Here is a 5,468-nt window from a genome sequence, read left to right as displayed (position 1 = left end):
TGTTCTGCGTGGTCTGTGGGCTATTCTTTCTGTGTGTTCTGTGGGCTTCCTCGTAGCCGCCGACGTGAGTCGGCGGAGGCTCTACCCTGAAATGGTCCGCCGCGTTCCCGCGGCGGCTGCGGAGACAGCCTCCGGAGGGCTCTGCATGATCTGTGGTTTCTGCGTATTCTGCGTGCTCTGTGGGCTTTTTATGAGACTCTTCAGTGTATTCTGCGTGCTCTGTGGGCTGTCTCTTCTGCGTGGTCCGCGGACTCTCGTCAGCGGGGATGAAAATCGCGGTAGGGTCGCCGACCGGTCCGTAACGGCTCCGGCAGGGGGTCGTCCTCGGCCAGATCCAGACAGCGCAGCACGCCCGGCTCGACCTCGCGATATCGGAACCCGCTCTCGGGACACACCATGACGCCATCCGGACCGGGCGGGGGCAGGGGATGCCCGTGCCGGCTCATCCAGCCCTTCTGTCGGGCCGGCACCCCGACCATCAGGGCGTAGTCGGGAACGTCCCGGGTGACGACCGCCCCGGCGGCGATGAAGGCGTAGCGGCCGATGGTCACCCCACAGACGACGGTGGCGTTGGCCCCCACGGTGGCGCCACGGCGAATCCACGTGCGCTCGTACAGCGCATGTCGGTTCACCTGCGAACGCGGATTGGTCACGTTGGTCAGCACGCACGAGGGCCCCAGGAACACGTCGTCTTCGATCTCGGTGCCGGTGTAGATGGACACGTTGTTTTGCACCTTGACGTTGTCGCCGATCCGGACGCCGTCGGCGACGAAGGTGTTCTGGCCGAACACGCAGTTGCGTCCGATCCGGGCGCCCCGGCAGATGTGGGCGAAGTGCCAGATGCGCGTGCCCGGACCGATCTCGGCGCCCGCGTCCACCACCGCGGTGGGGTGAATGAAGACGTCGGAAGTGCCCGAGCAGGCGGGAGGGATCGCCCCGGCCCCGGGCACGACTGTTCTCCCGGGGGACGTAACCGGCAACACGGACAGCGCTGCGGGGTCCACGGCCTCGCCGTCGCGTTCCAAACTGCGTTGGGCCGCATCGAGAACGCGCAACACGCGCAGGCCCTCGTCGCCGTCCGTGCGCGGCGCGGTGCGGTCGCGACAGCACTCCAGAAAGTGACGGCATTCCTGCAACAGGGGCTCGACCGGTTCGACGGGCACGGGCTCGCCCTCCGAGCGATTGGGGACGGGAACCTGTCCGCCCGACCACCGCAGGTAGTGTCGATGAAGCCGGAGTTTCTGGGGCCAGGGAAGGGTGTCGTCGAAGACCGCCATGCCCTCGGAGCCGACGACGGTGAGTTTCTGTTCCTTGAAGGGGTTGAGCCAGCTGACGTACACGTGGGCGCACAGGCCGCCTGAAAAACGGAGCGTGGTCAGCGTGGTGTCGGCGATGTGATGGTTCAGATACGACTCGCCGGTGCACCGGATGCGCAGCGGCATCTGGTCTCCGGCCAGCGCCAGGATCACGGAGAGATCGTGCGGGGCGAAGCTCCAGAGGGCGTTTTCTTCGCGACGGATCTTGCCGAGGTTCAACCGGTTCGAGGTGATGTAGTAGAGTTTGCCCAGTTCGCCGGCCGCAACCATCGCGCGCAGGCGCAGGATGCACGGATGATACTGCAGCAGATGCCCCACCATCAGGATGCGGTTGTGTGCGCGGGCCAGCGCCACCAGCTCGGCCCCCTGGGCGACGTCCAGGCAAAGGGGTTTTTCGACGAACACGTCCTTGCCGGCCAACAGGGCCGCTCGGGCCAGGGCGTAATGCGTGGCGGCCGGCGTGGCGATGGCGACCCTGGTGACGGCGGGGTCGTCCCACAGAATCGCCGGGTCCCCGACCTTGCGGACGGTGTCGAACTCGGGTCCGTACCCGGCCAGGGCCTCGGCGGAGGTGTCGCACAACGTGTGCAGGACGCCGAGGGCGTGGAAGTTCCGGGCCAGGTTGCGGCCCCAATAGCCGGCACCGATCAGGGCCAGGTCAGGTGCAGTCGCGTTCATGGTCGGATAGCCCCCCGGAGCACGCAGATGTTCATGGGAGCGCGTGGAGCAGACGGTTCACAAAAGCCCACAGAGCAAGCAGAGAACCCTTTGAAAGCCCGCAGAACACACGGAACACGCAGAACACCCCCCTGTTCTGGATCGGTCCGCCGCCTTCCGGCGGCGGCTACGCCTTTTTTTCAATAGCCCACAGAGCACGCAGAACACGCAGACGGGGGGAACTCCGTAGCCGCCGACGTGAGTCGGCGGAAACTCGGGCCTGGAATTGTCCGCCGCGTTCCCGCGGCGGCTACCTGTTTTTCCAAGAGCCCACAGATCACACGGAACAGGCAGAACACCCCCTGTTCCGGATCGGTCCGCCGCCTGACGGCGGCGGCTACCAGTTCTGAATCCGTAGCCACCGACGGGAGTCGGTGGACTTACCCATTTCGTCGTTTTTGAAAACCCCACTTGTGGATGCTCCTTGATTCTTCTTCTGCGTATTCTGCGTACTCGGTGGGCTTTTTCTGAAAATCTTCTGTGTGCTCTGTGGGCTTTTTCTTTCTGCGTGTTCTGCGTGGTCTGTGGGCTATTCTTTCTGTGTGTTCTGTGGGCTTCCTCGTAGCCGCCGACGTGAGTCGGCGGAGGCTCTACCCTGAAATGGTCCGCCGCGTTCCCGCGGCGGCTGCGGAGACAGCCTCCGGAGGGCTCTGCATGATCTGTGGTTTCTGCGTATTCTGCGTGTCCTGTGGGCTTCTTATGAGAATCTTCAGTGTGTTCTGGGTGCTCTGTGGGCTGTCTCTTCTGCGTGTTCGGTGGTTCAGGTTTCCCGGTCAGGGTGCGGGCCAGGGTTCCAGCCGGGGGCACAGTAGAGCCAGCGCGCCTCCTGACGCAGCACGCGGCCGAAACGGCTGTTTCGGGGCAGCACGCGCCATTCAAGGGCGGTCAGGACCCAGAGGTCCGTGGGCACCGGCAGCTGTTCGATGGGCCAGGGGGCATGCCGCTGGGCCCGGTCCGACGGCGCATCCGATACCACCAGGACCAGGTCGAGGTCGCTGCCGGGGCCGGCGTCGCCGCGGGCGTGCGATCCGATGCAGGCGGCGCCCAGCAGTTCGGGATGCTCGACGGCGCGCCGGCGAATCCAGTCCTGGAGCGCGGACAGGACCTCGCCGGGCTCAGGCCATTTGAGCACGCACGAATGCAAGGATCTCACGGGCATAGGTGAGAGCCTGTTCGCTCTGGAGCGGGCCGTAGTGTTCGAACGGGGCACCCGCGACAAACCCATTCGGATAGCGGGCGGGCACATAATGACCGTCCAGAACCCGGGCCTTTTCCACGAGGTCCGGCGGCGTGGGGCACTGCGCAGGCAGCTCCTGGAGGAGCCGACTGAGCACATGGCCCCAGGCTTCCTGACCATAATGGAGGTGCAGGGCTTTGAGGGCCTTTTCGGCGGCCTGATGGGCGGCGAAGCAGGCCCATTCGTGTCGGCTGGCCGCGCGGCTGTCCGCGGCCTGTTCGAGATCACGCTCGGCCTGCCGGAACCAATCGAGTGCCCGATTCATGTTGTTGTGCGCGTGCCCTGCGGCACCAGCGCTTCCTCTTCGAGCCCGCCGAGCCCGCAGAATGGGCTTTTGAGCCCACGGATCACGCGGAACCCACGGAATGTGTTTTTAAGGCCCACAGAGCACACAGAATACACAGAACTCAAAAACTACAGAGCAGGGGGAATAGCCAGAGTCCTTTTCTCAAAGCCCCCAGAACACGCCGAACACGCAGAACACACAGAATTCCTTCAAGCCCACAGATCACACGGAACACACAGAACAACCCGGTTGTCTTGGATCGGTCCGCCGCCTTCCGGCGGCGGCTACGCTTTTTTTCAATAGCCCACAGAGCACGCAGAGTACGCAGAAGGACGTTTTTTGAAGCACCTGCCGAACGCGCAGACGAGCCAGCAAGCTCGCTCCGAGCCCGGGATTATCCCTGAAAGCCGCGGAACCGGGGCGTCAATGTAGCCGCCGACGTGAGTCGGCGGAAACTCGGCCTTGAGGTGGTCCGCCGCGTTACCGCGGCGGCTACCTGTTTTTCCAAGAGCCCACAGATCACACGGAACACGCAGAACAGCCCACCTGTTCTGGATCGGTCCGCCGCCGGCTACCAAGCGCCCCCGGTAGCCACCGACGGGAGTCGGTGGATGTACCCATGTCGGCTTTGTTGAAAACCCCGCTTGTGGATGCTCCTTGATTCTTTTTCTGCGTATTCCGCGTACTGTGTGGGCTTTTCTGCGTGTTCTGTGGGCTTCCTGGTAGCCGCCGACGTGAGTCGGCGGACTGGCCCATTGTTCTAACGTTCTGTGAGGTCTGCATGTTCCGTGGTTTGGTCCTCTCTATACTTCCGCGCGTTCTGTGGGCCGGTTGGGTGCTGCGCGCCTCTATGCCGTGAGCGCACTTCCCTTCGGCTCACGCCCACAACCCCAGTAGCGCTGCATCAATAACGGCATTTGGCATCGCGCCTGCAGCTTGACATCATGCTATCGTGGAAGCATGGTTGTGGCGTGAGGACGACATTGAACCTGGATGATGATATTTTCCAAGCCGTGTCCCAACGGGCCAAGGAACGCGGGGTCGCCCTGGGCAAGGTAATTTCGGAGCTCGTCCGTCGCGCCCTGGAGACGCCCACGCCGACCTCAGAAGAGGCCGGCCTGGTGGTCTTCCGGTTGCCCCCGGATTCCCCGAGGGTGTCGAGTGACCTGGTGCGCCGTCTGGAGAGCGAGGGGGTATGACAGCTTGTCTGCTGGACGTGAACTTCCTGGTGGCGCTCCTGTGGCCGGCTCATGAGCATCACGCGCGGGCCGTGAGCTGGTTCCAACAAAACCGCGCCCGAGGATGGGCCACCTGCCCGCTGACCCAAATGGGTTTTGTGCGAGTGGTGTCGAATCCGGCCTTTTCCCGCGACGCTGTTCAACCATGGGAGGCCGTGCAGGTATTGGCCGCCAACACCCGGGACGCCGACCATGTGTTTTGGCCGGACGCGTTGCCCGTGGAGGAGGCGGTCGGGTTTGCGGGGTTGCGACTTGCCGGGCATCGACAGCTCACGGATGCGTATTTGCTCGGGCTTGCGATTCGCCACGGTGGCAGGCTGGCCACCCTGGACCGGGCCGTGTTGGATTTGACGGCCCCCGACAGCCCTGAGCGGGAGGCGGTGGAATTGGTCTCTTGAGCCGCGAGAGAGCCCACGGAGCCCGCGGAAATCATTCCCAAGCCCACGGAACACGCAGAACACCCCCTGTTCCGGATCGGTCCGCCGCCTGACGGCGGCGGCTACATTCCATCTAAAAGAGCCCACAGAACACACAGAACACGCAGAAGTTCTGTCTTTGGGCCCACAGATCACACGGAACAGGCAGAACAACCCAGCATCTTGGATCGGTCCGCCGCCTTCCGGCGGCGGCTACGCTTTTTTCAAGAGCCCACAGAACACGCAGATCACGCAGAA

At 63.9% G+C, this 5,468-nt stretch carries 5 protein-coding genes; 2 read left to right on the top strand and 3 right to left on the bottom strand.

Annotated features, from left to right (window positions below; genetic code table 11):
• Positions 1-257: 257 nt before the first annotated feature.
• From ACPDIT_RS15100 to ACPDIT_RS15090, 3 genes are all read right to left on the bottom strand, one after another.
• The gene (locus ACPDIT_RS15100) at positions 258-1,994 is read right to left on the bottom strand and encodes a Gfo/Idh/MocA family oxidoreductase (RefSeq protein WP_423444905.1); all 1,737 of its coding nucleotides are present in this window, start codon (positions 1,992-1,994) and stop codon (positions 258-260) included.
• A 799-nt stretch (positions 1,995-2,793) separates the two neighbouring features.
• On the bottom strand, positions 2,794-3,165 hold the full coding sequence (locus ACPDIT_RS15095) for a nucleotidyltransferase domain-containing protein (protein ID WP_423444903.1): 372 nt from the start codon (positions 3,163-3,165) through the stop codon (positions 2,794-2,796).
• Complete coding sequence (locus ACPDIT_RS15090; protein ID WP_423444901.1) at positions 3,149-3,535, bottom strand: HEPN domain-containing protein; 387 nt, start codon at positions 3,533-3,535, stop codon at positions 3,149-3,151. Before ACPDIT_RS15090 ends, ACPDIT_RS15095 begins: the two co-directional genes overlap by 17 nt.
• Before the next feature lie 992 nt (positions 3,536-4,527).
• On the opposite strand from ACPDIT_RS15090, the gene ACPDIT_RS15085 reads away from it, so the two are divergent.
• Together ACPDIT_RS15085 and ACPDIT_RS15080 are read left to right on the top strand one after the other, a co-directional pair.
• Positions 4,528-4,755: an antitoxin gene (locus tag ACPDIT_RS15085; protein WP_423444899.1), complete on the top strand. Its 228-nt coding sequence runs from the start codon at positions 4,528-4,530 to the stop codon at positions 4,753-4,755.
• Complete coding sequence (locus ACPDIT_RS15080; protein WP_423444897.1) at positions 4,752-5,192, top strand: TA system VapC family ribonuclease toxin; 441 nt, start codon at positions 4,752-4,754, stop codon at positions 5,190-5,192. The genes ACPDIT_RS15085 and ACPDIT_RS15080 overlap by 4 nt, the downstream gene beginning before the upstream one ends.
• Positions 5,193-5,468 lie beyond the last annotated feature (276 nt).

It is taken from the genome of Limisphaera sp. VF-2 (assembly GCF_049537125.1).
Lineage (GTDB): Bacteria > Verrucomicrobiota > Verrucomicrobiia > Limisphaerales > Limisphaeraceae > Limisphaera.
The sequence above is the reverse complement of the archived record's forward strand: the minus strand, read 5'-3'. Positions and strand labels throughout refer to the sequence as shown.

Excerpts from the sequence above, each read along its gene's own strand:
- ACPDIT_RS15100 (WP_423444905.1), bottom strand. The coding sequence starts at position 1,994 with ATGAACGCGACTGCACCTGACCTGGCCCTGATCGGTGCCGGCTATTGG.
- ACPDIT_RS15090 (WP_423444901.1), bottom strand. The coding sequence starts at position 3,535 with ATGAATCGGGCACTCGATTGGTTCCGGCAGGCCGAGCGTGATCTCGAA.
- ACPDIT_RS15080 (WP_423444897.1), top strand. The coding sequence starts at position 4,752 with ATGACAGCTTGTCTGCTGGACGTGAACTTCCTGGTGGCGCTCCTGTGG.